Below are 25,781 nucleotides of genomic sequence, written 5' to 3' on the forward strand. Positions count from 1 at the left end.
CAAGCCGCTTCTTGCCCGCTCGCACCGAGATTTTGAACAGATTCTTAGTTGTTGAGAGAAAGATGATTGCTGCTGTTTTTGCCTTGGTGTTTGCCATTCGCCTGGTGTCGCTGTCCATTTCCATCAAGAACGAAAAACGCCTGATCGCTGAAGGCGCCAGGCAGTATGGGGAGCGCAATTCCAAGCTGCTGTCGGCCGCGCACGTGGTCTATTACTTTGCGGCGCTGGCCGAGTCCTATGTGCGTGGCGCAACATTCGATGCGATCTCGGCCATTGGCACGGCCGTGCTGGCGTTTGCGCTGGCCATGCTGTTTTATGTGATCCACGCGCTGGGCAGCGTGTGGACGGTCAAGCTCTACATCCACCCGCAGCACAAAATGAATCGCAACTGGCTGTTCCGCAATGTGCGCCACCCCAATTACTTTCTGAACATCATCCCCGAGCTGATCGGCGTGGGCTTGCTGTGCCATGCCTGGGCGGTGATGCTGGTGGGCCTGCCGCTGTACCTTGCCATCCTGGCGGTGCGCATCCGCCACGAGCAGCAGGCCATGCGCCACCTGTGGTGATGGGGCAGCCTGGCTTGCTGCTGCGCCCAGCGGCAGCGGTCGCCCGGCCCGTCAGAGCAGGCGTTTACCGCTGCCTCAGCGCCAGCAGCGGGTTGGCGCTGGCGCGGGCGTAGTCGGTCTGGCCCATGAGCAAATCCAGCCTCATGCTGGCCAGGTCGTCGGCCAGCGGCTCGGCGTACGGGTCTTTTTCCTGGTTGACGATCTTGCGGTAGCTGTGGCAGTGGTCGCAGGTTTCGGCCAGCACGACTTCCTTGCTGACGTCGGGGCTGGCCTGGGCGGTGTCGCCATGGGGCTCATCCTGGTTGACGACGCCTTGGTAGCGGATGCCGCCAGTGGATTCGCAGTGGCTGCATTTGATGCGCACCATGTGCCACTCGGTGCAGCACAGGCTGCAGTGCAGAAAGCGCAGGCCGCCTTCGGCGCCGCCGATGCGCAACACGCTGGCCACGGGCTGTGAGCCGCAGACGGGGCAGATGGTCATGGGCTGGGTGTAGGGCACGTCGCTTTCCTGCAGCTGGCTGGCCCTGTGGGCGTAGTGCAGCTGCAGCGCGGCCATGACGATGGGTGCGGCCAGCAGGTCGCCGGCCTCCATGCGCTCGTCCAGGATGCGCGCTGCCAGGGCTTGTAGCGCCTCGGGCTTGTGCTGGCCCAGGGCGTTCAGGGCCTGCTGCATGGGCGCAGGCAGGCCCTGTTCGGGCGCCAGGCGCGCCAGCAGCTGCGCCAGCGCGCCATGCCATGCTGCGTCCAGCTCGGCCCTCGGGTTGCACAGCGGCATGGCATGGCTTTGGGCCTGGGCGATGGCCTCGCGCGCCCAGGGCTCGGTCTGAATGTGGCCGGCCAGCTCGGCCTGGGCCTGCACGATGCGCGCCATGACGCGCAGGTAATCGCCAATGGGGTTGCCCTCGGCCTGTTGCAGCAGCCGGGCGGCGCGCTCGCGAAACAGGCTGGCGGGCTGGGGCAGGCGCGCATGGGGCATGCGCGTGCGGTCCAGGGCTTCGATCTCACCGGGTTGAAGAATGCGTTGCATGGCGTGTTGGGGTGGTGGCGCAAAGTGGCAAATGAAACGCCGGGCGTGCCCGGCGTGTGCGCGTTCGTCTGTGAAGCGATGGCCCCTCAGTGCAACGGTGCGTTGCCAAGGGGCCTAGTGTGCATCAACTGCTGGTGCGCTGTTGGCGCTGAGCAGCCAGGCGCTGCTCGCGGGCGACGATTTCGTCGTGCCAGAGGCGGTGGTTGCGCTTGGCCCAGGCGTAGCTGACGGTGCCGCGCGTCATGGCCTTGATGGAGCCCTTGACCCAGAAGGCTGCATAGATGTGGAACACGATGGAGAAAATCATCACGAAGCCAAAGAAGGCGTGCAGCAGCGAGGCGACGCGAATGATGTCGATGCCGAACAGGTGGCTGAAGTAGGCGCGCCACATGACGATGCCCGTCAGCAGCAGGCCCAGCATGCTGCCCAGCAGAACCCAGAACAGGATCTTTTGGCCAGCGTTGTACTTGCCCACGGGTGGCAGCTTGTGCTCCTGGTTAGCCAGCATGTCGCCCGGCTGCTTGAGCCACTGGATGTCGTTCTTGTCCAGAAAGTTGTGACGCCAAAAGCGCAGCGCCAGCACGGTGAACGAGAGGAACATCACGATGCCGATGAAGGGGTGCAGGATGCGCGTCCACGGGCCGCCGCCAAACAGGTTGGTGAGCCAGAACATGGAGGGGTGAAACAGCGCCAGGCCCGAGAGCGCCAGCAGCACAAAGCTGATGGCGGTGAGCCAGTGGTTGCTGCGCTCGTTGGCGGTGTAGCGCTGGATGGCCGGACGGCCCTCGGCGTCCACGGCGAAGTCGATGGGCGTGGGGCGATGGTGTTCAGTCATGGCGGGCCTCCTGCTGCAATGGCGCGTGCGGCGCGTGCTGGACGTGCTGGGCATGGTGCTCATGGTGCGCGTGTTCGGTGGCGATGCCTGCGGCCTGGCGGCGCGCCAGGGCCTGGGCGTCGGCCTCCTCCTCATCTTGCTCGGTGGGCTTGTTGGGGCCTACGCGGGTGTAGTGGAAGAAGCCGCCCAGCGCGGCCAGGGCGATGCCGGCCAGGGCCAGCGGCTTGGTCACGCCCTTCCACAGCCGCACCACGGGGCTGACTTGCGGCGCATCGGGCAGGCCCGCGTACAGCGAGGGCTTGTCGGCATGGTGCAGCACGTACATGACGTGCGTGCCGCCCACGCCGACCGGGTCGTACAGGCCCGCGTTGGCGTAGCCGCGGTTTTTCAGGTCGCCAATGCGGCGCTCGGCCTGTTCCGTCATGGCCTGCTTGGTGCCGAACATGATGGCGCCGGTGGGGCAGGTCTTGACGCAGGCCGGCTCGCGGCCCACGGCCACGCGGTCCGAGCACAGGGTGCACTTGTAGGCCTTGTTGTCCTTCTTGGAGATGCGCGGCACGTTGAAGGGGCAGCCGGTGACGCAGTAGCCACAGCCAATGCAGTGCTCCTCATGGAAGTCCACGATGCCGTTGGTGTACTGCACGATGGCGCCGGGCGAGGGGCAAGCCTTGAGGCAGCCGGGGTCCTCGCAGTGCATGCAGCCGTCCTTGCGGATCAGCCACTCCAGGTTGCCAGAGGCCTCGTTCTCGTACTCGGTAAAGCGCATCACCGTCCACGAGTCGGCCGTCAAGTCCATGGGGTTGTCGTACACGCCATGGTTGTGGCCGATTTCGTCGCGCAGGTCGTTCCATTCCGAGCAGGCGGTTTGGCAAGCCTTGCAGCCAATGCACTTGGAGACGTCGATGAGCTTGGCCACTTCGCCCGAGCGCGGCTCGCGCACCTGGGGCGAGGGTGTGGTGGTGGCCGAGCGCTGTTTGATGTCCAGGGATTGCAATGCCATGTGGACTCCTTCAGATCTTCTCGACCTTCACCAGGAAGGTCTTGAACTCGGGGGTGTTGGTGTTGCCATCACCGACGAAGGGGGTCAGGGTATTGGCGATGAAGCCTGGCTTGGCCACGCCCTTGAAGCCCCAGTGGATGGGAATGCCCACGTGGTGGATGGTTTTGCCGTCGATCTGCATGGCCTTGATGCGCTTGGTCACCACCGCCACGGCCTTGATGTAGCCGCGCTTGGAGCTGACCCGGACGCGGTCGCCCGCCTTGACGCCAATGGATGCGGCCAGCGCCTCGCCAATCTCCACGAATTGCTCGGGCTGGCTGATGGAGTTGAGAACCGTGTGGCGCGTCCAGTAGTGGAAGTGCTCGGTGAGGCGGTAGGTCGTGCCCACGTGGGGGAATTCCTCGGGCTTGCCGAAAGTCTCCCAGATGGGCGTGAAGACCCGTGCCGCTGGCGAGCTGGTGGCCTTGGGGTTGTTCGGGTGCAGCGGGTTGTAGCCCAGCGGCGTGTCGAACGGCTCGTAGTGCTCGGGGAAGGGGCCTTCATTGAGCAGCTTGCGCGAGAAGAAGCGCGCCACGCCCTCGGCATTCATGATGAAGGGGCCAGCGCCCGCTTCGGGCGCAGAGGTGGCAACGAAGTCCGGCACGTCCGCGCCCGTCCAGCGCTTGCCGTTCCAGTGCACGAGCTGGCGGTGCGGGTTAAAGGGCCTGCCCTGTGGGTCGCAGGAGGCGCGGTTGTAGAGCACGCGGCGGTTGGCCGGCCAGGCCCAGGCCCAGTTCAGCGTATTGCCGATGCCGGTGGGGTCAGAGTTGTCGCGGCGGGCCATCATGTTGCCCTCCTCCGTCCAGGAGCCGGCAAAAATCCAGCAGCCGCAGGCGGTGCTGCCGTCGTCGCGCAGCTCGCCAAAGCCGGAGACTTGCTGGCCTGCCTTGCGCAGCACCTTGCTGGGGTCTTTCGGATCGGTCAGATCCACCAGCGCGCGGCCGTTGAGCTCCATGGCCGCCTCGCGCGCGCTGGCCTCATGCTGTTGGGCATAGGGCCAGTCCAGGTGCAGGATCGGGTCGGGGTAGGCGCCGCCTTCCTTGCGATACAGCTCGCGCATGCGCAAAAACAGCTCCGACATGATGTGGATGTCGGTGCGCGCCTGGCCGGGCGGCTCGGCGGCCTTCCAGTGCCATTGCAGCACGCGGCTGGAGCTGACGATCTCGCCCTCGTCCTCGGCAAAGCAGGTCGTGGGCAGGCGGAAGACCTCGGTCTGGATGGCTTTCTCGTCCACGTCGTTGAACTCGCCGTGGTTCTTCCAGAACTCGGAGGTGTCCGTGGCCAACGGATCCATGACCACCAGGAACTTGAGCTTGGACAGGCCGTTGCGCACGCGGTTCTTGTCCGCCAGCGCCGCCAGCGGGTTGAAGCCCTGCGCCAGGTAGCCATTGACCTTGCCCTCGTTCATGAGCTGGAAGTACTGGAGCATGTCGTACTCCTTGTCCAGCTTGGGCAGGTAGTCGTAGCCCCAGTTGTTCTCGGCCGTGGCGTTCTTGCCGTACCAGGCCTTCATCAGGCTGACGTGGAACTTGGAGTAGTTCTGCCAGTAGCTGACCTGCCCGGGGCGCAGCGGCTTGTGCGCCCGCGCGGCGATGTAGCCGGCGTAGTCCTGCTCATGCTCGCGCGGCAGGCTCAGATAGCCCGGCAGGCTGGCCGAGAGCAGGCCCAGATCGGTCAGGCCCTGGATGTTGGAGTGCCCGCGCAGCGCGTTCATGCCGCCGCCGGCCACGCCGATGTTGCCCAGCAGCAGCTGCACCATCGCGCCGGTGCGCAGCATCTGCGCGCCGATGGAGTGCTGCGTCCAGCCCAGCGCGTACATGATGGTGGCCGCGCGGCCCGGCACAGCCGTGCTGGCGAGCTTCTCGGCCACGTGCAAGAACTTCTCCCTGGGCGTGCCGCACACGCGCTCGACCATCTCCGGCGTATAGCGGCTGTAGTGCTTCTTCAAAAGCTGATAGACGCAGCGCGGGTGTTGCAGCGTCGGATCCACCACGGCGTAGCCATCGGCGCCGCGCTCGTAATCCCACGAGGTTTTCTCGTAGGTGCGCGTCTCTTCGTTGTAGCCCGAGTAGATGCCATCGACGAACTCGAAGTCATCGCGCACGACAAAGCTGAAGTCCGTGTAGTTGTGCACGTACTCCTTGTGGATCTTGTCGTTGCTCAACAGGTAGTTGATGACCCCGCCCAGGAAGGTGATGTCCGTGCCCGAGCGGATCGGCGCGTAGTAATCGGCCACCGATGCCGAGCGGTTGAAGCGCGGATCGACCACCATGAAATAGGCGCCGTTGTGCTCCTTGGCTTCGGTCACCCACTTGAACCCGCAGGGGTGGGCCTCGGCGGCATTGCCGCCCATGATCAAAATCACATCCGCATTCTTGATGTCGACCCAATGGTTCGTCATCGCGCCACGGCCAAACGTCGGGGCAAGACCTGCCACCGTCGGGCCGTGTCAGACACGCGCCTGGTTGTCGAATGCAAGAAGGCCGAAATTGCGCATCACCTTGTGGGTGATGTAGCCCGTTTCGCTGGTGGAGGCCGAGGCAGCCAGCATGCCCGTGGTCAGCCAGCGGTTGACCACCTTGCCATCGTCCGTGTGCGTGACGAAGTTGGCATCGCGGTCGTCTTTCATCAGGCGGGCAATGCGATCCATCGCCTCATCCCAGGACAGATCCGTCCACTCGCTCGCGCCAGGGGCGCGGTACTGGGGCTTGAGCAGGCGGTTGGGGCTGTTGATGAAATCCAGCAAACCCGCACCCTTGGGGCACAACGTGCCGCGGTTGACCGGGTGATCGGGGTCGCCCTCGACGTGAATCACGGCGCGCTTGGCATTGCGCACGCCATCGCTGAGCGAGTACATCAAAATGCCGCAGCCCACCGAGCAATAGGTGCAGGTCTGGCGCGTGACCTGCGCGGCCGCAAGCTTGTACTGGCGCACCTCCGCCAGCGCTTCAGAGGGCGAAAAGCCCATCAGCGCCAGACTGGAGCCTGCCAGGGTTGAGCCAGTCACTTGCATGAACTGGCGCCTGGAGACGTTCATCATGGGGTTGACCTTTCAAAAGGTTCAGAGGATCTCTTGTTTTTGTCCTGTCAAGGCAGCGGCCTGCGGGTGCGTCGCACCCAGACCGACAGGCCACGAAGAGGGCGCGATTGTAGATACAGGCTCGCTGGGCTTCATTGGCCAGCGCGCTTGGCCGACTGGCGCGCTCTGTCATTGCCGCGGGGTTTGCCGCCTGACCATGATGGGCGGGAGCATCCAGCGCGTGAAGGCGTGGTTTCCCTGGTCCGTGGCTTTGTGCCCCTGCACTGGCCCCGAAAGTTTGACGATCACGGCAAAGGCAACCAAAATGCAACCAGATTGATTCCCAAGCAAGCATCGCCATGCCCGCCACCTTGACGCTGAAAAACATCCCCGACGAAATCTACGAACGCCTCAAGGCCGCAGCACAGGCGCATCGCCGCAGCCTCAGCAACGAGGCCGTCGTCTGCCTGCAAACCGTGCTCATGCCCGCCAGCGCCAGCGCCGAGGAGCGCCTGCAACGCGCCCGCGCCTTGCGCCAGCGCCTGGCCGGGCAGGACTTCGCCGCCGCCGACATTGCCGCCCTGCGCCAAGAGGGCCGCGCATGATCGTGGTGGACAGCAACGTGCTGGCCTACCTCTACCTGCCCGGCCAATTCAGCCAGCAGGCCGAAGCCCTGCTGCGCCAGCACCCCCAATGGCACGCCCCACCGCTTTGGCGCAGCGAGCTGCGCAACATCTTGAGCGGCTACGTGCGCCGCCAGCAGTTGAGCCTGGCCGACGCGATCCAAATCCAGCAGGAAGCCCAGGCCCTGATGGCGCTGGGCGAGCAAGCCGTGGATTCCGCCGCTGTGCTGGCCTTGGCACAGCAAAGCGGCTGCACGGCATACGACTGCGAATTCGTCGCCCTGGCCCAGGCCTTGGGCTGCCCGCTGATGACCCAGGACAAGCAGGTGTTGCGGGCGTTCCCGGGTGTGGCGTATAGCCTGGGCAGCGTGAAAGGCGCATAGCGCGAGAACTTGCCCAAAATCCTGCCCAAGCGCCCTCCACCCCGCACACGTACGCTCTCTCCCGCCTGCGGGAGAGAGCTGGGGCGAGGGTGTGCGCTCGACAGGACGCTTGTGCGCGGCATGGTGCAAGACAGCGTGGGGCGCATATCTTCTTCCCCGGCTCCTCTGCCCTCTGGGGAGAATCTGGGTAGAAAAGAGCAACAACTGCATTCCAAAATAAAAGCGCCCGCCCTGCCATGCTGACACCCGCCCCAGGCAGGGCGGCCCCGCCAGCCAGCGCCAGAAAAAAACCGCCCCGAAGGGCGGTTTTTCACTCAAGGCCGGGTGCATGCCCGGCGGGGTTCAGGGCCGGGGGGCCGTGGGTTCAGGCCATGCCGGCTTTTCCCTGGCCCCGGCCGCTCAGGCGGCCTTCTTGTGGCGCAAGCGCCGCGCGCCCAGGCCGGCGGCGGCCAGGCCCAGCAGCATCAGGCCCCAGTGGCCCATTGTGGGCACGGCCGTCACGCCCATGGGGCCGGCGGTAATGGCCGTGGTGGCGGCCAGCGGGTCGCTAATCTCGCCATTGGCCGCGTTGTCCGCATCGCCCAGGCCGCCGTCGGTCAGGGCAATGCTGGTCGTATTGCCGCTGGCGCTGATGCCCGGGTGCGCGTAGAAGCTGTCTGCCGTAGCGCTGGCGCGGCCGTACTTGAGCGCGCCATCCACCGGGCCGGGCCACCGCACGGTCACGTTCACCGTGCTGCCGGGGTCGCAGTCAACAAGCTTGAAGCGCAGCGCGCCGTGCGGCATGGCCTGCCCGCTGGGCGGCGCGGCCGGCGCGGCGATGAAGGCGGTGCTGCCCGCGTCAAAGCGGCAGTTGGCCCCGCCGCCGGTGAAGGTGGCCACCGCCGGGGCACCCGCGCCGCTGGGCGGCACCGTCGTGCCCTCGAAGCGGCGGCGCACGTCCTTGAACGCGGCCGTCACGCTTTTGGCGCTGGTCACGTTCGTCAGCGTGCAGGTCGCCCCCGTGCAGTCGCCGCTGAAGCCGTCAAACACAAAGCCCGCGTTGGCCGTGACCGTGCAGGTGGCATTGCCGCCATTGGGCACGGGGTTGGGCGCGCAGCTCACCGTGCCGCCAGCGGCCGGGTTGGCTGTGGCGGTGATGGCGTGGGTGCTGGGCGTGGCGGTGAAGTTGGCCGTCACGCTCTTGGGACTGCTCACGTTCGTCAGTGCGCAGGTCGTGCCGGTGCAATCGCCGCTGAAGCTGGTGAAGGTGTAGCCCGTGTTGGCCGTGGCCGTGCAGGTGGCATTGCTGCCATTGGGCACGGGGTTGGGCGCGCAGCTCACCGTGCCACCAGCGGCCGGATTGGCCGTGGCGGTGATGGCGTGGGTCGTGGCCGTGGCGGTGAATTTGGCCGTCACGCTCTTGGGGCTGGTCACGTTCGTCAGCGCGCAAGTCGCCCCCGTGCAGTCGCCGCTGAAGCTGTCAAACGCGAAGCCCGCGTTGGCAGTGGCCGTGCAAGTGGCATCGCCACCGTTGGGCACGGGGTTGGGCGTGCAGCTCACCGTGCCGCCAGCGGGCGGGTTGGCCGTGGCGGTGATGGCGTGGGTCGTGCCCTTGGCGGTGAATTTGGCTATCACGTGCTGGGCGCTGGTCACGTTCGTCAGCGCGCAGGTCGAGTTCGTGCCCGAGCAATCGCCGCTGAAGCTGTCAAACACAAAGCCCTTTTTGGCCGAGGCCTTGCAGATGGCGATGCCGCCGTTGGGCACGGGGTTGGGCGAGCAGCCCACCGTGCCGCTGCCTTTGGGGCTGATGGCGGTGGTGATGGCGTGGGTCGTGGTGAAGTTGGCCGTCACGCTCTTGGGGCTAGTCACGTTCGTCAGCGTGCAGGTCGTCCCCGTGCAGTCGCCGCTGAAGGCGCTGAAGGTGTAACCCGCGTTGGCCGTGGCTGTGCAGGTGGCATTGCCGCCCTCGAACACCGAACTGGGCGAGCAGGTCACCGTGCCGCTGCCTGCGGGGCTGATGGCGGTGGTGATGGCGTGGGTAGCAGGCGGAATCAGCCGCACCACATCGGAGCGCATCACCGTGCCATCTCGCATGCTGAACCAACCGCCCACCAGCAGCTTGCCACTGTCTTGCAGCAAAAAGGAGGAGATGCCACGGCTATAGGTGATGACTCCGTCCACGGCGGGTGCGTTGAACTGGTTGTCCAGCGTGCCGTCGGCGTTCAGCAGGGCCAGGTGTTCGCGGGCCTGGCCGTGCACCTGGGTGAAGTTCCCCCCGATCAGGATTTGCCCGTTGGGCAGCTCTTGTACGGCCTGCACCTGTTCACTACCACCCTGGATGCGGGGGTTGGCAAAGCTGGTGTCCAGCGTGCCATCGGCATTCAGACGCAGCAGCTTTTCGTAGGGCTTGTGCTCTACGTAAGTGAAGCCGCCCCCCACCAGAATCTTGCCGCTGGCCAGGCGGTGCAGCATCGTCACACCTGACGCAACATAGGCCAGCCCATCGTTGGCCAGGCTGCCATCGGGGTTGAGCCGGTACAGCTGCCCGTTGTTCGCCCCCGCCAGAATTTGGCCGTTGGGCAAAAGCAGCAGGCCCCCCGCCAAAAAGTGGTCGGGCAGGGTGTTTTGAAAGCTGGCATCGCGACTGCCGTCAGCGTTCAGCCGGGCCAGGCCGTGCGCGGGCGCCCCGTCCACCTGGCCGAAATTGCCAGCGATCAGAATTTTTCCATCGGCCTGCACGGCCAGATGCTTCACCAGTTGGTTATGCGGCAGCAGTGCGCTGATGGTCGGGGAGGTGAAGCTGGTGTCGCGTGTGCCATCCGGGTTCAGGCGCACGACCCGCGATGCGGGCTCGCCAACGGGAAATTCGGTGAATCCGCCGGCCGCCAGCAGCTTGCCATCGGCCTGCAAGGCCAAGGCGAAAACCGGGCCGCCCTTGCCATCTAGCCGCTGTTCATCGGCGCCGCTGTTCACATTCAGGCGGACGAGCTCGGTGAGGAAGGTCGCCCACAGCTTGCCGTCGTGCTGCACCATGGCATGGGTGGAGCCTTGATCGGCCTTGAACGAAGCATCCAACTTCCAGTGCTGGGCCTGGGCGGTGGCGGCTGCGCCCAGGGCCAGCGCGGTGCCGGCGGCCCAGCGAGCCAGGCGCCTCAGGCACTCAAACTTTCGGGGGGGAGGGGGGAAAAGCTGCGGCAAGGGCCGCGCCGCCTGGCTGGGGTGCATGTGCAAGACCTCCTATGAAAAAAATGACCGGCGGGAAAAAACCTGTCCAAGAGACAGGTTTTTGCAAATCATGTAACGAGCTGAATCCATTGTAGGGCGCAGCCATGCGCTTGCCAACGGCTAACGTTGCTGGCGTTGCTGGCGTTGCTGGCGTTGCTGGCGTTGCTGGCGTTGCTGGGCCGGTAGCCGGTGTTGCGCCTTTGCCCAGCCGCAGGCTGGGCTGCCCTGCAAGGGCCTGCAATACAGTTTTGATGGCCAGCCTTGGGCAAGGGGGCGGTGAGCCTGGTTTTCTTGCAAGGCGGGGTTGGGGTTGCAAAGCGAGCCGTCTGCCTGAGCGCCTGTCAGGGGCCGGGAGATGGAGCAGGCCGCTCAGGCCCTACAGCGCCAGGGGTGCAGGTGGCAGCGGTGCGCTGGCGCATGCAATGATTCGAAGCCGCAAGACAAGGAAGGTGAGTCTGTCGCAAACCGAGGCTTGCAGCACAGCGGATCGGGGCCACGACGCAAGGCAGACTGGGGGGCGGAGTTTGCGGGGGCGACTCAAAAACACCATCAACCACACACGATCAATGACGCGATAAGGCGCGGATAAAAAAGGCGCCCCTCGGGGCGCCTTTTGGTTTGATGTGAAAGCTGCCGGCTCAGAGCCTGTTCAAAATCTTTGCACGGCGGTCACGAGAGCGGATTTGGGCGCTCTGCTTCGTTGCAAAGCCTCGCCATAGCCCCAGCTATGGCTGCGTTTTGCGCCTTGCAGCCCACCCCAAACCGCTTCTTGCCCACTCGCGCCGAGATTTTGAACAGGCTCTCAGCGAGTTCGGCGCAGGCTCAAAGCCAGTATGCCCAGTGCGCCCAAAAGCGCGGACATGGCGATCTGCGACCACAGCGAGGAAGCGGGAACGGCGACCGGTGCAGCGTGCAGCGGCGCAGAGCGCACGCTGATTGTTCCTCCGGATGCATTCCCCGATAAATAAACATCGCTGCCAGGCTTGTCGCGGAAAAGATGGCTTTCGAAAAACAAATAAATGTCATCCATTGACGAAGTGGTATCAATGGTTGCCTTGGCTTTAATCTCATAGGCCTGTGGGATGTAAGGCGAGGGAAGCAATCGGGCAATATTGCATTTCAATTTGCCAGCATTGTTGTCAATTGTGCAATTGGTGTTTGCGGTGGCAGAAGATTCCCATGATTTCAGCGTCATCCGGTTCTTGTCGTAGGCAGCAACAAACTCAGCTGCGCCGACATTTGGCGGATTGGGAGATTGAAGCCGGATCGTGATTTCATGATCGACAGCCCCCACTTCTACCGTGCTGTCAATGATTTTCAGTGTCGGCTTGCTGGAGCCGCTATCGGCTATTCCCGCACCAATTTTCAGCGGCCAACTGACCGTGGCGCCGGCGGGGTTGGCATGGTCAAACAATTTGCAGCTCAGCGTAGCATTTTGCTCGACGCTTTTTTTGACTCGGCCTCTCACAAAAATATCAGCGCTGCTCTCACTGGCTACGATCAGCGGCATGGCGTCATAGAAAGCAAAATCCGCTGCATCGGCGCCGCTGATCTGGCAGTTATCCAGCTTGGCAGTGGCAGTGGCCGCGCCATCTTCAGCCGACAAGGTGATTTTGAACGCCACATCACTGCCAATATTATGGCCGGAAGCTTCAATGGGTGTGCCGGAAGTTGGGTTCAGAAATCCGCTCGCCTGCCTTGGGGGTGGCAGGCTATTGCTGACGGTGATTTTTCCGCTTGACAAGGCAACGGCACTAATAGGGTATCTATTGCCTGTTTCGCCGTAAAAGACAACGCTGTCATCATCGTCGGAAACAGCAAAAGGTATATCCCCCAGTGGAGCATCCGGCTTGACGTCCACTTTGATTTTTATTCTGTATCTTTCTGGAAGAAAAGCTCCCACTGATTTTTCATCAACATTGCAGTTGATCTTCCCGGCCGCAACAAAGCATCTTCCATCAGCGTTCCCGAAATATTGAAAGTCGGCATCGGTAACCGTGATGCTGCTGCTAACGGGAATCGAGAGAGAAAAGGAAGCAATTTTTCGTGGGTTGGAGTTCTCGAACTGGACGGTCACGATGTGATCGTTCGTGCCTGGCAACGCCACGGTTTCGTCAATCGAGAATGATTGCGCCTGGGCAACACTGAGACCAACACCCAGAAAAAAAGCGGTTGCCAACGGGATTCTATAAAAAGACATAATATTCATTTTCAAAAACATGGTTAATAGAGAAAATCATGGCGCTGCATGCAAGCGCGCATTCCTGAAGCAATATTGGGGGTGGCATGGCAAGGGCCGCGCCGCCTGGCTGGGGTGCATGTGCAAGACCTCCTCATGAAAAATGACCGGCGGGGAAAACCTGCCAAAGAGACAGATTTTTGCAAATCATGTAACAAGCCGGAGCCATTGTAGGGTGCGGCCACGTACTTGCCAACGGCTAACGTTGCTGGCGTTGCTGGCGTTGCTGGTCGGCGCCGGTGTTGCACCTTTGCCCTGCCGCAGGCTGGGCAGCCCTGCAAGGGCCTGCAATACGGTTTTGATGGCAAGCCTTGGGCAGGGGGCGATGGCCTGGTTTTCAGCGCCGCGCCTTTGCTGCGCGACATGCTGCAGCAGACTGGCGCCCGTGCGCGGGGGGCGCAAAGTGCATAGCACGTTTTAGGGGCTGTTCAAGCGCTTGACGCGATTGGGCAGCAGCGGCTTGGAATGGAACGGAGCAGGATGGGATGCAAGGCCGCAGACGGCCCAACCGCCCCAATCCGCCTGAGCGCCCGCCGCTCAAGCCAGGGGTTTTGAGCCGCGCCCTCAGGCCTTGCCGGCATCGCTGCCGCAGGTGCCGGGGGCCTTGCCGCAATGGCAGGTGTGATCCAGCCCCACGCTGTTGGCCAGGCCGCCGCAGGAGCCGGCAATGGGCTTGCGCCCGGCCATGACGCCGATGGCCATGCCGGCCACGACCAACAGCATGAGGATGAGGGTGACGAGCCAGATCATGGTTGTGCTCCAGAAACGGATGAAGGGAAAGCGACATCAAAGGCCGCCGTGCTGCGGGTGGCGAAGCCGCCATTTTCGCCTTCGTTTTTGCCCTCGCCCGTGCGGGTGATGAACAGGGCGGCCAGGCCGTGCGCGCTGGCGTAGTCGTAGCCCGCTTCTGGCCCCAGCGCCATCAGCAGGGTGGACAGGCCATCGGCCTGCAAGGCCGAGGCATGGGCCACGGTGACGGAGGCCAGCGCGTGGCGCACGGGGCGCAGGCTGCGCGCATCCAGCGTGTGCGAATAGCGCTGCCCGCCCGCCTCGCGCCAGTTGCGGTAATCGCCCGAGGTGGACAGGGCCATGTCTTGCAGTGCAAGGATTTTCTGCGCCTGGCGCGCGTTTTCCAGCGGCGCTTCGATGGCGATGCGCCAGGGCTCGCCATCGGGTTTGCGGCCAGGCTTGCGGCCAGCGGCGCGCATTTCGCCGGTGATTTCCACCAGATAGCTGCGCACGCCTTGGCCCTCCAGCCACTGCGCCACGCGGTCCACGGCGTAGCCCGCAGCGGTGCTGTTGAATTCAAGCCGGATGGGCGCGCTTTTGCAAAGCCGCGCGCCCTCGATGCGCAGGTGCTGCATGCCCACGCGCTGACGCAGGGCTTGCAGTTCGGCCTCGGTGGGCGCTTCAGGTGCTGTGGGGGCTGCGGCTGCGGCGGCCGCGCTGGCCGGGATGTTGGTCGTCACCGGGGCGCTGGGCCGGTGGCGAAAGCCCCAGGCCTCCAGCGCGGGCAGCAGGCTCACGTCAAACGCGCCGCCGCTGGCCGCGTGCAGGGCTTGGGCGTGCTCGGCCAGGGCGATGGCGGCGGCAGGCATGTCCATGCAAGCGCCCGCGGGCGCGGCGTTGAAGCGGGCCAGGGCCGAATCGCCCCGGTAGGTGGAGACGGCGGCATCGATCTCGCCCAGGATGGCCTGCACCCCCGCCTGCGCCGCCGCCAGCCCGGGCGCGCCGGATTCAGCCACGTAGCTGATCTGGTAGCTGCTGCCCATGGTGGGGCCGGTGAATTTCACGATTTGCCGAGCCTGTCCGGCAGGCTGGCAGGCGGCAAGCAAAAATGGTAGAAAAATGTATAGGTTTTTATGGAAGATTTGCACGTAGAGCTGTGAATTTATGACTTCCTCAAGATTAGCTTTTCTCCATTGGAGCTGACTATCTTGTAGTCTCGCAAACTATTCAAAGCTCCAATGCCTCCAGCCGCTACAGCGATTGAAATCGCTGCATATGTTGCTCCTGATCCAAGGATGGCGACTGCTCCACTAGCGGCGGCAAAACCAGAAATTTTGCTGGCGACTTGTGATTTAGGATCTCGGACAGGAGATAAAACTAAAGCGACGGCAATCCCTATGGCGCCAATAGCAATGGCCCAGGTGACTTTCCCTGTGGCCTTTATTCTTATTACGGTGTCTTTAATTTTTCCTTCTAGCTCAATGGTTTCTTGGCTATTTTTTAGTGCTTCAGCCAATTCCTTTTCTGTTTTAATGGTCATTGCATTTTCCTAGTTGTTGGGTTTTCATCCACCAAAATCATCCAAAAAGATGCTGTCGCGCTCCACGCCCAGGTCCAGCAGCATCTGGATGACGGCGGCGTTCATCATGGGCGGGCCGCACATGTAGAACTCACAGTCTTCGGGGGCAGGGTGGTCCTTGAGGTAGTTCTCGTACAGCACGTTGTGGATGAAGCCGGTGTAGCCCGTCCAGTTGTCTTCGGGCAGCGGGTCGGAGAGGGCCAGGTGCCAGGTGAAGTTGGGGTTTTCGGCGGCGAGCTGGTCGTATTCCTCGGTGTAGAAGGCTTCGCGCAGCGAGCGCGCGCCGTACCAGAAGCTGATCTTGCGCTTGCTATTCAGGCGCTTGAGCTGGTCGAAGATGTGCGAGCGCATGGGCGCCATGCCCGCGCCGCCGCCGATGAAGACCATTTCGGCGTCGGTGTCCTTGGCGAAGAATTCGCCAAACGGGCCGTACACGGTGACCTTGTCGCCGGGCTTGAGGTTGAACACCCAGGAGGACATTTGCCCCGGCGGCAGGTCGTCGCGCCCGGGCGGCGGGGTGGCCACGCGGATGTTGAACTTGACGATGCCTTTTTCCTCGGGGTAGTTGGCCATGGAGTAGGCGCGGATCACCGGCTCATCGACCTTGGAGACGTAGCGCCAGAGGTTGAACTTGTCCCAGTCGGCGCGGTATTCCTCGGCGATGTCGAAGTCCTTGTAGGCCACGGTGTGCGGCGGGCATTCCAGCTGCACATAGCCGCCGGCGCGGAAATCGACGTTTTCGCCCTCGGGCAGGCGCAAGGTCAGCTCCTTGATGAAGGTGGCGACGTTGAGGTTGCTCTCCACCGTGCATTCCCACTTTTTCACGCCAAAGACTTCTTCGGGCACTTCGATCTTCATGTCCTGCTTGACTGGGGTCTGGCAGGACAGGCGCCAGCCTTCGCGCGCCTGGCGGCGGGTGAAGTGCGATTCCTCGGTGGGCAGCATTTCGCCGCCGCCCGCTTCGACGATGCACTTGCACTGCGCGCAGGTGCCGCCGCCGCCGCAGGCCGACGAGAGGAAGATGTTTTGCGACGCCAGGGTTTGCAGCAGCTTGCCGCCGGCGGGCACGGTGATGCTGCGCTCGCCATTGATTTCAATGGTCACGTCGCCGCTGGCGACCAGTTTGGAGCGGGCGAACAGGATGATGAGCACCAGCGCCAGCACGATGGCGGTGAACATGCCCACGCCCAGCAGGATTTCCGTGCTCATAGCTGCACCCCCGAGAACGACATGAAGCCCAGGGCCATCAGCCCGATGGTGATGAAGGTGATGCCCAGCCCTTGCAGGCCGGCGGGCACGTCGCTGTACTTGAGCTTTTCGCGGATGCCCGCCAGCGCGGCAATGGCCAGCGCCCACGACAGGCCCGAGCCCACGCCATACACCGCGCTTTCGGCCAGGTTGTAGTCGCGCTCGACCATGAACAGCGTGCCGCCCATGATGGCGCAGTTCACCGTGATGAGCGGCAGGAACACGCCCAGCGCGTTGTAGAGGCTGGGCACGTACTTATCCAGCAGCATTTCCAGAATCTGCACCAGTGCGGCAATCACGCCGATGTAGGACAGCAGGCCCAGAAAGCTCAAATCCACCTCGGGCAGGCCGGCCCAGGCCAGCGCGCCGTCCTTGAGCAAATAGGTGTAGATCAGGTTGTTGGCGGGCACGGTGATGGCCTGCACCACCACCACGGCAATCCCTAAGCCAATGGCCGTTTCCACCTTCTTGGAGATGGCGATGAAGGTGCACATGCCCAAAAAGAAGGCCAGCGCCATGTTCTCGACGAACACGGAGCGGAAAAACAGGCTGAGGTAGTGTTCCATTTCAGATGCCCTCCTTGCCGCTCACGTGCGGCGCCATGCGGAAGGCGGGCGCCTCGTTCTGCTCGGTCTTCCAACTGCGCAGCGCCCAGATGATGAGGCCGATGAGGAAGAAGGCCGAGGGCGGCAGCAGCAGCAGGCCGTTGGGCACGTACCAGCCGCCGTCATTGACCGTGGGCAGCACGGCGATGCCAAACAGCTTGCCCGCGCCGAACAGCTCACGGATGAAGCCCAGCAGCAGCAGCATGGCGCTGTAGCCCAGGCCGTTGCCGATGCCGTCAAAGAACGAGAGCATGGGCGGGTTTTGCATGGCAAAAGCCTCGGCGCGGCCCATGACGATGCAGTTGGTGATGATCAGGCCGACGAACACCGACAGCTGCTTGGACAGCGAATAGGCAAAGGCCTTGAGCGCCTGGTCCACCACGATCACCAGCGAGGCGATGATGACCATTTGCACAATCATGCGGATGGAGCCCGGAATCTGCGCCCGGATGCTGGAGATGAACAGGTTGGAAAAGCCGGTGACCAGCGTCAGCGCCACCGACATGACCAGCGCCGTCTTGAGGTTGGAGGTAACGGCCAGCGCCGAGCAAATGCCCAGGATTTGCAGGCCGATGGGGTTGTTCCTGAAGACCGGATCGAACAGGACTTGCTTGATCGTGGGTTGTGCCATCTCAGTTGCCTCCTGCGCGCAGGTGTGCCAGGAAAGGCCCGAAGCCCTGCGGGCCGAGCCAGAAGTTCAGCAGGTGATCGACGCCGTTGCTGGTCAGCGTGGCGCCGGCCAGGCCATCGACCTGGTGCACGGCGCGCGGGCTGGCCGGATCGACGCCGCCCTTGACGATGGCGATGGCCGGCTGGCCGCTGGCGTCAAACACCTGCTTGCCCGGCCACAGCGCCTTCCAGCGCGGGTTGTCCACCTCGCCGCCCAGGCCGGGCGTTTCGGCGTGCTGGTAAAAGCCGAAACCGGCCACGGTGTTGTAGTCGTCCTTGAGCGCCAGAAAACCGTGCAGCGTGGACCACAGGCCGTAGCCGCGCACGGGCAGCACCAGCGTCTGCGGGCGGCCGCCTTCGCCTTCCACCAGATAGACCACCGTGAAGCGCTCGCGGCGGCGGATGGAGGCCGCGTCCTGCTCGGGGCGCAGGGCGTCGGAGAGGGCAGGGTCCTTGGCGGCCTTGAGCGGATCGAAGCTGGCGGCCTCGTGCGCGTCGCTGAAGCGGCCGGTTTGCAGATCGACCAGGCGCGGCTGAATGCGCTCCTTGAACAGGCGCTGCACCTCGGCGGCGGGCGCATCGGCCGGGGCCAGCCCGGCAATGGCCAGGATGTTGCGCTGCTTGTCCAGCTGCTTGTTCACCTGCTGCGTGGGCTTGAGGCTGACGGCCGCGCCGGCCACGAAGACCGAGCACACCAGGCAGACCAGCAGCGCCACCAGCAGCGTGCGTCCAATGGTTTCTTTTTGATCAGACACGGCGTGCGGCCCTCCGCTTGATGTTGGCCCGGATGACGAAGTGGTCGATCAGCGGGGCGAACAGGTTGCCGAACAAAATGGCCAGCATCATCCCTTCGGGGAAGGCCGGGTTGATGACGCGGATCATCACCACCATCACCCCGATCAGCGCGCCGAAGATCCACTTGCCGGTGTTGGTCATGGAGGCCGACACCGGGTCGGTGGCCATGAACATCATGCCGAAGGCGTAGCCGCCCAGCACCAGATGCCAGTACCAGGGCAGGGCGAACATGGGATTGGTGTCGGAGCCGATGAGGTTGAGCAGCAGGCTGAAGCCCACCATGCCGATCATCACTCCGGCCACGATGCGCCAGGCGGCAATGCGCATCAGCATCAGCGCGCCGCCGCCAATCAGGATGGCCAGCGTGCTGGTCTCGCCCACCGAGCCGGGCATGAAGCCCAGGAAGGCGTCCCACCAGCTCAGGCCGCCCTGCGCCAGCGCCGCCACGCCGCCGCTGGCGGCCTGGCTGAGCGCCGTGGCGCCGGCGTAGCCATCGACTGCGTTCCACACCGCATCGCCCGAGAGCGCGGCCGGGTAGGCGAAGAACAGGAAGGCGCGCCCGGCCAGCGCCGGGTTGATGAAGTTCTTGCCGGTGCCGCCAAACACCTCCTTGCCCAGCACCACGCCAAAGCTGATGCCCAGCGCCACCTGCCACAGCGGGATGGTGGGCGGCAGCGTCAGCGCAAACAGCACCGAGGTGACGAAAAAGCCCTCGTTGACCTCATGGCGGCGGATGGAGGCAAACAGCACCTCCCAAAAGCCCCCCACGGCAAAGGTGACGGCGTAGATGGGCAGAAAGTGCAGTGCGCCCAGCAGCATGTTGTCCCACGCGCTGGCGGGGTTGAAGCCTCCGAGCATGCGCATCAGCGCAAAGCGCCAGCCATCCTGCGCGGCCAGCAGCTCGGGCTGGGCGGCAAACACGGTGTTGGCCTGCCAGCCCACGTTCCACATGCCGAAGAACATGGCCGGGAAGGTGCACAGCCAGACCATGATCATCATGCGCTTGAGGTCAATGCTGTCGCGCACGTGCGCGGTGGAGCGCGTCACGCTGGCAGGGCGGTAGAGGAAGGTGTCCACCGCCTCGTACAAGGCGTACCACTTCTCGTACTTGCCGCCTTGGTGAAAGTGCGGCTCGATACGGTCAAAAAAAGATCGCAGGCCCATGGTGTTCAGCCCTCCTTCTCGATGCGGGTGAGGTTGTCCCGCAAGATCGGGCCATATTCGTACTTGCCCGCGCACACGTAGGTGCACAGCGCCAAATCTTCTTCATCCAATTCCAGGCAGCCGAGCTTTTGCGCCATCTCCGTGTCGCCCACGATCAGCGCGCGCAGCAGCTGCGTGGGCAGGATGTCCAGCGGCATCACCGCCTCGTAATTGCCAATGGGCACCATGGCGCGCGGGCTGCCGTTGGTGGTGGTGCTCATGGGCAGCAGGCGGCGGCCCAGCAGGCTGGAGAGAAAGGCCCCGGTCACCGAATGCTTGCGCGCGCCCGGGCGCAGGTAATGCAGCATCTCGCGCTCCGTGCCTTCGTGCAGGCAACTCACCTGCACGTGGTAGCGGCCCAGAAAGGCATATGGCCCGCTGGCCGTGCGCCCGCCCAGCACCGAGCCGGATATCACGCGGTTGTTCACGCGGTTGTCCGCGCCCTCCAGCTCGCCGGCGGTCAGCTCCTCCAGGCTCGCGCCCAGGCGCGTGCGCAGCAGGCGCGGGGTTTTCACCACCGGCCCGCCCAGCGCCACGATGCGCTCGGTCCACAACTGGCCCGTGGTGAACAGCTTGCCGATGGCGATCACGTCCTGATAGCCGATGTGCCACACCGTGCGCGTGGCATCCACCGGGTACACAAAGTGAATGTGCGTGCCCGGCAACCCGGCCGGGTGCGGGCCGTCGAACTGCTCCACCTTCAGGCCCGGCACATCCTCGCCCGGCAGCGAGGCGCTGGCCGATGTATTTGATGTATTGGCCGCCTTGCACAGCACCAGCGGCGCCAGGCGCGCCAGCACGCGCAGGCCGTGGCGGAAATCGCCAGCGTGCGCATTGATGATGGGGGCCGGGTCGGCCGCCAGCGGGTGCGTGTCCATGGCCGTGACGAAAATCGCCGCGGGCGTGGCGTCAGCGGCCGGAATCTTGCTGAACGGCCGCGTGCGCAGCGCCGCCCACAGGCCGCTGTGCTGCAGGTTCTCGCGCACCTGCGCGTCGCTCAGCGCGTCGAGCTGGGCCTCGTCATAACGGGCGAAGGCCAGCGCCTCTTCCTGGCCCGGCGCGCCCTCAACATCGATCACCACCGATTGCAGCACCCGCTGCTGCCCGCGGTGAATGGCGCTGACCACGCCTGCCGCCGGCGCGGTGATGTGCACGCCCGGCTGGTTCTTGTCGGAAAACAACGGCTGGCCCGTTTTCACCCGGTCGCCCACCTGCACCGCCATCGTCGGCTTCAGGCCGTGGTAATCGGCCCCGATGACGGCCACGCGGCGCACGGCCGCAGCGTCGGCCAGTTGCGGCTGGGGGGCGCCGGCCAGGGGCAGATCCAGGCCCCGTTTGATCTTGTGCATCACTGGCCTTGTCTCTCTCGTGGAAAAAGAACCGATTTTATTCAGCTAGCCCCTGCTGCAAGGGCAAGTCCAGTTGTTGCGCTGCGCTCTGCCCTTGCGCAGCCAGGCTGGCGTTGTGCTGCTGCGCCTGTGCCAGCGGCAGCAGCTTGTCCACCTTCACGCCCAGCAGGCGCAGCGGCTGCGACCAGTCCATGCGCTTGAGGCATTGCCCGGCGGCCTGGCGGATGGTGGCCGCATCCTGGGTGTAGTGCGCGATCGAATGCGCGCGCGTGATGGTGCGGAAATCGCTCAGCCGCACCTTCACGCCGATGGTGCGTCCAGCGTAGCCCTTGCGCTGCAGGTCATCGGCCACGCGCTGGCACAGCGCGGTGAACAGTGCCGAGAGCTCGGCGCGGTCGCGCCGGGCGTGCAGGTCGCGCGCGAAGGTGGTCTCGCGGCTCATCGACACCGGCTGGCTTTGCACCACCAGCGGCCGTTCGTCGCGCCCCCAGGCCACAGCGTGCAGCCAGCGGCCGTAGCTGGCGCCAAAGTGCGCTACCAGTTGCTCCTGCGGCACCTTCGCCAGCTCGCCCAGCGTGGCAATGCCCAGCGCCTGCAGCTTGGCGCTGGCCTTGGGGCCGATGCCATTGACCTTGCCGCAGGCCAACGGCCAGATGCGCGCGGTGACCTCCTGCGGTTGCAGGATGAAGATGCCATTGGGCTTGTGCCATTCGCTGGCCAGCTTGGCCAGCAGCTTGTTGGGCGCCACGCCGATCGAGCAGCTCAGCCCCGTGGCCGCGAAGATGGCCCGCTGGATGCGCTGCGCCAGCGCCAGCCCGCCATCCTCGGCGCAGCCGGGCAGGCCGCTGAAGTCGATGTAGACCTCGTCGATGCCGCGATCCTCGATGCGGCTGGCGTGCTCGCCGATTGCCGCCTTGAAGCGCGCCGAGTAGGCGCGGTACTGATCGAAATCGGCCGGCAGCAGATAGGCCTGCGGGCACAGTCGCGCGGCTTTCATCAGCCCCATGGCCGAACCCACGCCGAACTGCCGCGCCTCATACGTGGCGGTGGTGATGACGCCGCGCCCGGCATAGCCGCCCAGGCGGGGGAAGGCCTGCAGCGGGATCTGCGCCGGCGGCAGCGCCTCCAGCGCCGCATCGCCCAGCCAGCCCGGCGCGCGCCGGCCGCCGCCGATGACCAGCGGCAGCCCGCGCAACTGCGGCTGGCGCAGCAGCTCCACCGAGGCAAAAAACGCATCCATGTCCAGGTGCGCAATGCGCCGCACGGCCTGGCCCGAAACGGGCTCGGGCGCAGGCGCAGGCGTGGCGGCGGGCGTGGCGGGGGTGGGGCAATTCATGGCAAGGGGGCGGCCCAGGCTGCGGTTTTCCCGGCTGGGAGCGGCGCCCATTGTCCCGTATCCTCGCGCCGGTATGGGCCAGCGAACCGGCCGGCCCGCAGGAGAGAGGCGATGAGCGAACAAAGCAATTGGATGGAGTTCACCCGGTTTGTGCCCGGGTTCGATTTCTTGCGCAACCTGGCCCCGGCGGCGCTGGGCCAGGCGCAGGGCCAGAGCGGCGCAGCCGGGGCGGCCTTTCAGCAATGGCTGGCCCCGACCATGGACCCGGCCGAAGTGCAAAAGCGCATCGACGAGCTCAAGGTCGTCAAGTTCTGGCTGGAGCAAAACGGCCGTGCGCTGGAAGCCACCATCCAGGCCCTGGAGGTGCAGAAAATGACGCTGAGCGCGCTGGGCCGCATGAACCGCGACGCGCGCGAGATGGCCCAGGCCTTCAGCGAAGGCATCCAGCAGGGGGCGCAGCGCTCGGCCGAAGTGTTCCAGGCCGCCATGCCCGACATGCCTGCGGCCGATGGCAAAGCCCATGACGGGGCCGGTGCGGCGCACGACGCGCCCCAAAGTGCGACTGAGGGTACTGCCGAGGGTGCGACTGAGGGCGCAGCCGAGGACGCCGCCAACCCCACGGCCGAGGGCATGGCCGCCATGCAGCACATGCAGGCCCAGGCCCTGCAGTGGTGGGGCGCGCTGACCGAGCAGTTCCAGGCCATTGCCGCCAAGGCCTTGGACGACATCGGCCAGAACGTGGCCGCCGCCCAGGCTTCAGCCGCTGCCGCGCCTGCCGCCACCCAGCCCAAAGCGCCGCGCCGCCCCCGGGCCAAGAAAGCCGCAGCGCCCGCCAAGGCCAAGCCCAAAACCCCGACGGCCCGCGCCAAGGCCGCTGGCGCTGCGCGAGGCAGCGCCAAAACGCGCGCCGCTGCCAGCCCCAAAGGCCCTAATTTGCGCGATGGGAGAAAAGCGCCGTGAACCAGAACGACGCATTGATTGATTTGTGCAAAGCGTGCGTGCAGGATGCCAAACTGACCGCGCAGCAAGGCTGGCAAAAACTGATTCTGATTGCGTCACCAGCGCCAGCGTCAAGGCATTTGGCTATTCGTACAACCAGCAGGGCGAATGTCAATGGATATCGCCATCGCTGGATTTTGATATGGACAAGCTGCGCGCTTTGCAGCAGGTCATGCGAACGGAAAAACCCAATGGGCGCGGTTGGCTCAAATGCATGATCCGCATCTCGCGCGCCGGGGAGGTGGGCGCAGATTTTGAATACGACGACCCCAGCCGCTGGAGCCATACGCCGGACAATTACAAGCAGCGCATGGCCGAATATGCGGCCATGCCGGTTTGAGGTTTTTCATCAATCTGATGGGGGGAAGAATGACAAAGGACGAAGCCCTGATTGAGCTTTGCAAATCCTTGCTGCAGGATGCAGAAGTCACCGAGCAGGAAGGTTGGCAGAAAATCATCCTGATTGGGGAAGTGGGCGATAGCCATGCCGGCATGCACGGCTATTCATACAACGCCGAGAATCAATGCCTTTTGGTTGCCCCTGACCCGCCGCGTCTGGGCATGCTCAAACAATTGCATGCCGTCATGCAAGCGGAAAACCCCAATGGGCGCGGTTGGCTCAAATGCATGATCCGCATCTCGCGCGCCGGGGATGTGGGCGCAGATTTTGAATACGACGACCTCAACCGCTGGAGCCACACGCCAGACAATTACAAGCAGCGCATGGCCGAATATGCGGCCATGCCGGTTTGAGGTTTTTCATCAATCTGATGGAGGAAAGAATGACAAAGGACGAAGCCCTGATGGAGCTTTGCAAATCCTTGCTGCAGGATGCGGAAGTCACCGAGCAGGAGGGTTGGCAGAAAATCATCCTGATTGGGGAAGTGGGCGATAGCCATGCCGGCATGCGCGGATATTCGTATGACGCGCAAAATACCTGCCTGATGGTGGCGCCGGATGGGCCGCGCTTGGATTTGCTCATCAAATTGCATGCTGTCATGAAAGCGGAAAACCCCAATGGGCGCGGTTGGCTTAAATGCATGATCCGCATCTCGCGCGCCGGGGATGTGGGCGCAGATTTTGAATACGACGACCCCAACCGCTGGAGCCACACGCCAGACAATTACAAGCAGCGCATGGCCGAATATGCGGCCATGCCGGTTTGAGGGGCTGCTCAAAAGCCCTGCCCGGCGGGCCCCATCAAGCCGGATTGGGTGGATAGGGTGCGCTGCCGTGCCCACAAGGCCTCTGCGGCCCATAGGCTGGGCGGCGCAGCCTTGCTGCCCATGCCCAACCGCTGCTTGCCGTTTGCGCCAAGATGGCGAATACGAGTCTCGGGGCAAGCCCTGAAGGGCTATGCGCGCGCCAGCGTCAAGTCAGTGGCGCCAATGGCTGTAGGCAGCGGCCGCCACGGATCAGCTCTTCAAACCCGCTGACCAGCGCATCGAGCAGCATGCGCACTGCCGGGCGCATGCCGCGCCGGGTGGCGTAGGCGGCCTGCACCTGGCCCGCTGGCGGGGCCCAGCCGGGCAGCACTTCCTGCAAATCGCCGCGCGCCATTGCGTCGTGCGCCAGCAGCCGGGGCAGGGCGGCGCAGCCCACGCCGGCCAGCGCGGCGCACAGCAGGGCTTCGGCATCGTTGACCACCAGGCGCGGGGCCAGCGGCAAGGCGGCGTGGCGGCCATCGGGGCTGCTCAAGAGCCATTGGCTTTCTTCGGGCGAGTTGCCCAGCGCCACGCTGGGCAGGCGGGCCAGGTCTTGGGGCGTGGCGGGCGGGGCGGCGTTGGCCAGCAGGGCCGGGGCGGCCACCAGCACGTGTGGGCTGAGGGCCAGCGGGCGCAGGGTTTCTTCGCGCGGCAAGGGGGTGCCGGGGGCGCGCACGCGCAGCGCCAGATCGATGCCGTCCTGCCAGACGTCGATGTTTTGGTTGCTGGCCTGCACCTGCACGCTGACTTGCGGCCAGGCGTTGAGAAAACGCGCCAGCATCGGGCCCACGGCGTGGTGCAAGAGCGCGGGCGGGCAGGACAGGCGCACCGCGCCGCGCGGCGCGCCGCTGTGCTCGCGCGCCAGGGCCTGCGCGGCTTCGGCCTCGGCCAGCATGGCGCGGGCGTGATGCAGGGTGCGCTGGCCCATGTCGGTGATGGCAAAGCGGCGCGTGGTGCGCTGGATCAGGCGCACGCCCAGGCGTTCTTCCAGCGCGGCGACGCGGCGGCTGAGTTTGGATTTGGGGATGCCGGTGGCCCGCTCGGCAGCGGCAAAGCCGCCGTGCCCGGCCACGTGGGCGAAGTAGGCCAGGTCGTTGAGGTCGTGCAAGTCGTCACTGGTGGCGTGCAT

At 64.6% G+C, this 25,781-nt stretch carries 24 protein-coding genes; 7 read left to right on the forward strand and 17 right to left on the reverse strand.

The features are described 5' to 3' along the window. Positions 1–62 precede the first annotated feature (62 nt). Positions 63–566: an isoprenylcysteine carboxyl methyltransferase family protein gene (locus CLI93_RS04095; protein WP_095541752.1), complete on the forward strand. Its 504-nt coding sequence runs from the start codon at positions 63–65 to the stop codon at positions 564–566. Positions 567–630: 64 nt separating this feature from the next. On the opposite strand, the gene fdhE is transcribed toward CLI93_RS04095, so the two are convergent. The 4 genes from fdhE to fdnG form a co-directional block, all read right to left on the reverse strand. Further along, a complete protein-coding gene (gene fdhE / locus CLI93_RS04100; RefSeq protein ID WP_095541753.1) occupies positions 631–1,593 on the reverse strand; it encodes a formate dehydrogenase accessory protein FdhE in 963 nt (320 codons plus the stop codon). Between the two features lie 124 nt (positions 1,594–1,717). Continuing rightward, complete coding sequence (locus CLI93_RS04105; protein WP_095541754.1) at positions 1,718–2,428, reverse strand: formate dehydrogenase subunit gamma; 711 nt, start codon at positions 2,426–2,428, stop codon at positions 1,718–1,720. Continuing rightward, positions 2,421–3,428 carry a formate dehydrogenase subunit beta gene (gene fdxH, locus CLI93_RS04110; protein WP_095541755.1) on the reverse strand — a complete coding sequence of 336 codons (1,008 nt, stop codon included), beginning with the start codon at positions 3,426–3,428 and terminating at the stop codon, positions 2,421–2,423. The genes CLI93_RS04105 and fdxH overlap by 8 nt, the downstream gene beginning before the upstream one ends. A gap of 10 nt (positions 3,429–3,438) precedes the next feature. Continuing rightward, on the reverse strand, positions 3,439–6,507 hold the full coding sequence (gene fdnG, locus CLI93_RS04115; protein WP_143326340.1) for a formate dehydrogenase-N subunit alpha: 3,069 nt from the start codon (positions 6,505–6,507) through the stop codon (positions 3,439–3,441). 338 nt (positions 6,508–6,845) lie between these two features. On the opposite strand from fdnG, the gene CLI93_RS04125 reads away from it, so the two are divergent. Both CLI93_RS04125 and CLI93_RS04130 read left to right on the forward strand, forming a co-directional pair. Beyond that, positions 6,846–7,091, forward strand: a complete 246-nt coding sequence (locus tag CLI93_RS04125; protein WP_095541757.1) for a FitA-like ribbon-helix-helix domain-containing protein — start codon at positions 6,846–6,848, stop codon at positions 7,089–7,091. Beyond that, positions 7,088–7,492 (forward strand): type II toxin-antitoxin system VapC family toxin, encoded by a 405-nt coding sequence (locus CLI93_RS04130; RefSeq protein ID WP_095541758.1) that lies wholly within the window; start codon positions 7,088–7,090, stop codon positions 7,490–7,492. Before CLI93_RS04125 ends, CLI93_RS04130 begins: the two co-directional genes overlap by 4 nt. Positions 7,493–7,891: 399 nt before the next feature. Here the strand turns inward: CLI93_RS04130 and CLI93_RS04135 are convergent, their stop codons facing one another. The 12 genes from CLI93_RS04135 to dinB all read right to left on the reverse strand — a co-directional run bounded on the left by CLI93_RS04135 (position 7,892) and on the right by dinB (position 22,448). After that, on the reverse strand, positions 7,892–10,696 hold the full coding sequence (locus CLI93_RS04135) for an IPTL-CTERM sorting domain-containing protein (protein ID WP_095541759.1): 2,805 nt from the start codon (positions 10,694–10,696) through the stop codon (positions 7,892–7,894). Positions 10,697–11,498: 802 nt separating this feature from the next. Next, positions 11,499–12,917: a hypothetical protein gene (locus CLI93_RS14725; protein ID WP_143326341.1), complete on the reverse strand. Its 1,419-nt coding sequence runs from the start codon at positions 12,915–12,917 to the stop codon at positions 11,499–11,501. Between the two features lie 582 nt (positions 12,918–13,499). Beyond that, a complete protein-coding gene (nqrM, locus tag CLI93_RS04155) occupies positions 13,500–13,685 on the reverse strand; it encodes a (Na+)-NQR maturation NqrM (protein WP_095541763.1) in 186 nt (61 codons plus the stop codon). Beyond that, positions 13,682–14,728 (reverse strand): FAD:protein FMN transferase, encoded by a 1,047-nt coding sequence (locus tag CLI93_RS04160; protein ID WP_238945744.1) that lies wholly within the window; start codon positions 14,726–14,728, stop codon positions 13,682–13,684. Before CLI93_RS04160 ends, nqrM begins: the two co-directional genes overlap by 4 nt. Positions 14,729–14,826: 98 nt before the next feature. After that, a complete protein-coding gene (locus CLI93_RS04165; protein WP_095540817.1) occupies positions 14,827–15,204 on the reverse strand; it encodes a hypothetical protein in 378 nt (125 codons plus the stop codon). A 24-nt stretch (positions 15,205–15,228) separates the two neighbouring features. After that, the gene (gene nqrF, locus CLI93_RS04170) at positions 15,229–16,452 is read right to left on the reverse strand and encodes an NADH:ubiquinone reductase (Na(+)-transporting) subunit F (protein ID WP_095541764.1); all 1,224 of its coding nucleotides are present in this window, start codon (positions 16,450–16,452) and stop codon (positions 15,229–15,231) included. Further along, positions 16,449–17,057, reverse strand: a complete 609-nt coding sequence (nqrE, locus tag CLI93_RS04175; RefSeq protein WP_095541765.1) for an NADH:ubiquinone reductase (Na(+)-transporting) subunit E — start codon at positions 17,055–17,057, stop codon at positions 16,449–16,451. Before nqrE ends, nqrF begins: the two co-directional genes overlap by 4 nt. 1 nt (position 17,058) lies before the next feature. Further along, positions 17,059–17,727: an NADH:ubiquinone reductase (Na(+)-transporting) subunit D gene (locus tag CLI93_RS04180; RefSeq protein WP_095995695.1), complete on the reverse strand. Its 669-nt coding sequence runs from the start codon at positions 17,725–17,727 to the stop codon at positions 17,059–17,061. Between the two features lies 1 nt (position 17,728). Further along, entirely contained in the window at positions 17,729–18,520 is a 792-nt protein-coding gene (locus CLI93_RS04185; protein WP_095995696.1) for a Na(+)-translocating NADH-quinone reductase subunit C, read from the reverse strand. Beyond that, complete coding sequence (locus CLI93_RS04190; RefSeq protein ID WP_095995697.1) at positions 18,513–19,724, reverse strand: NADH:ubiquinone reductase (Na(+)-transporting) subunit B; 1,212 nt, start codon at positions 19,722–19,724, stop codon at positions 18,513–18,515. The genes CLI93_RS04185 and CLI93_RS04190 overlap by 8 nt, the downstream gene beginning before the upstream one ends. Positions 19,725–19,729: 5 nt before the next feature. Next, positions 19,730–21,112, reverse strand: a complete 1,383-nt coding sequence (locus tag CLI93_RS04195; protein WP_095995698.1) for a Na(+)-translocating NADH-quinone reductase subunit A — start codon at positions 21,110–21,112, stop codon at positions 19,730–19,732. Positions 21,113–21,149: 37 nt separating this feature from the next. Then, on the reverse strand, positions 21,150–22,448 hold the full coding sequence (gene dinB / locus CLI93_RS04200) for a DNA polymerase IV (protein ID WP_420823102.1): 1,299 nt from the start codon (positions 22,446–22,448) through the stop codon (positions 21,150–21,152). Positions 22,449–22,559: 111 nt separating this feature from the next. Here dinB and CLI93_RS04205 point away from each other — a divergent pair, with 111 nt between their 5' ends. The 4 genes from CLI93_RS04205 to CLI93_RS04220 are packed head-to-tail and all read left to right on the forward strand — an operon-like array spanning position 22,560 to position 24,613. Further along, positions 22,560–23,408 carry a PhaM family polyhydroxyalkanoate granule multifunctional regulatory protein gene (locus CLI93_RS04205; RefSeq protein WP_238945745.1) on the forward strand — a complete coding sequence of 283 codons (849 nt, stop codon included), beginning with the start codon at positions 22,560–22,562 and terminating at the stop codon, positions 23,406–23,408. 25 nt (positions 23,409–23,433) lie between these two features. Next, the gene (locus CLI93_RS14730; protein ID WP_143326342.1) at positions 23,434–23,787 is read left to right on the forward strand and encodes a hypothetical protein; all 354 of its coding nucleotides are present in this window, start codon (positions 23,434–23,436) and stop codon (positions 23,785–23,787) included. Beyond that, positions 23,784–24,200, forward strand: coding sequence for a hypothetical protein (locus CLI93_RS04215; protein WP_143326343.1), 417 nt, complete (start codon positions 23,784–23,786; stop codon positions 24,198–24,200). The genes CLI93_RS14730 and CLI93_RS04215 overlap by 4 nt, the downstream gene beginning before the upstream one ends. Continuing rightward, positions 24,197–24,613: a hypothetical protein gene (locus tag CLI93_RS04220; RefSeq protein ID WP_143326344.1), complete on the forward strand. Its 417-nt coding sequence runs from the start codon at positions 24,197–24,199 to the stop codon at positions 24,611–24,613. The genes CLI93_RS04215 and CLI93_RS04220 overlap by 4 nt, the downstream gene beginning before the upstream one ends. A gap of 205 nt (positions 24,614–24,818) precedes the next feature. Here CLI93_RS04220 and CLI93_RS04225 read toward each other — a convergent pair whose 3' ends face one another. After that, the gene (locus CLI93_RS04225) at positions 24,819–25,760 is read right to left on the reverse strand and encodes a LysR substrate-binding domain-containing protein (RefSeq protein WP_095541868.1); all 942 of its coding nucleotides are present in this window, start codon (positions 25,758–25,760) and stop codon (positions 24,819–24,821) included. Positions 25,761–25,781: the final 21 nt, after the last annotated feature.

Origin of the sequence: Vandammella animalimorsus (genome assembly GCF_002288875.1) — a bacterium.
GTDB classification, from domain to species: Bacteria; Pseudomonadota; Gammaproteobacteria; order Burkholderiales; family Burkholderiaceae_C; genus Lampropedia; species Lampropedia animalimorsus.

Bases quoted from the DNA above. Each gene is read 5' to 3' on its own strand.
- CLI93_RS04190 (WP_095995697.1), bottom strand. From the start codon at position 19,724: ATGGGCCTGCGATCTTTTTTTGACCGTATCGAGCCGCACTTTCACCAA.
- CLI93_RS14725 (WP_143326341.1), bottom strand. From the start codon at position 12,917: ATGTTTTTGAAAATGAATATTATGTCTTTTTATAGAATCCCGTTGGCA.
- fdxH (WP_095541755.1), bottom strand. From the start codon at position 3,428: ATGGCATTGCAATCCCTGGACATCAAACAGCGCTCGGCCACCACCACA.
- dinB (WP_420823102.1), bottom strand. From the start codon at position 22,448: ATGAATTGCCCCACCCCCGCCACGCCCGCCGCCACGCCTGCGCCTGCG.
- CLI93_RS04195 (WP_095995698.1), bottom strand. From the start codon at position 21,112: ATGCACAAGATCAAACGGGGCCTGGATCTGCCCCTGGCCGGCGCCCCC.
- CLI93_RS04130 (WP_095541758.1), top strand. From the start codon at position 7,088: ATGATCGTGGTGGACAGCAACGTGCTGGCCTACCTCTACCTGCCCGGC.
- fdhE (WP_095541753.1), bottom strand. From the start codon at position 1,593: ATGCAACGCATTCTTCAACCCGGTGAGATCGAAGCCCTGGACCGCACG.
- CLI93_RS04105 (WP_095541754.1), bottom strand. From the start codon at position 2,428: ATGACTGAACACCATCGCCCCACGCCCATCGACTTCGCCGTGGACGCC.
- CLI93_RS04205 (WP_238945745.1), top strand. From the start codon at position 22,560: ATGAGCGAACAAAGCAATTGGATGGAGTTCACCCGGTTTGTGCCCGGG.
- nqrE (WP_095541765.1), bottom strand. From the start codon at position 17,057: ATGGAACACTACCTCAGCCTGTTTTTCCGCTCCGTGTTCGTCGAGAAC.
- nqrM (WP_095541763.1), bottom strand. From the start codon at position 13,685: ATGATCTGGCTCGTCACCCTCATCCTCATGCTGTTGGTCGTGGCCGGC.
- CLI93_RS04165 (WP_095540817.1), bottom strand. From the start codon at position 15,204: ATGACCATTAAAACAGAAAAGGAATTGGCTGAAGCACTAAAAAATAGC.
- CLI93_RS04135 (WP_095541759.1), bottom strand. From the start codon at position 10,696: ATGCACCCCAGCCAGGCGGCGCGGCCCTTGCCGCAGCTTTTCCCCCCT.
- CLI93_RS04095 (WP_095541752.1), top strand. From the start codon at position 63: ATGATTGCTGCTGTTTTTGCCTTGGTGTTTGCCATTCGCCTGGTGTCG.
- CLI93_RS04125 (WP_095541757.1), top strand. From the start codon at position 6,846: ATGCCCGCCACCTTGACGCTGAAAAACATCCCCGACGAAATCTACGAA.
- CLI93_RS04180 (WP_095995695.1), bottom strand. From the start codon at position 17,727: ATGGCACAACCCACGATCAAGCAAGTCCTGTTCGATCCGGTCTTCAGG.
- nqrF (WP_095541764.1), bottom strand. From the start codon at position 16,452: ATGAGCACGGAAATCCTGCTGGGCGTGGGCATGTTCACCGCCATCGTG.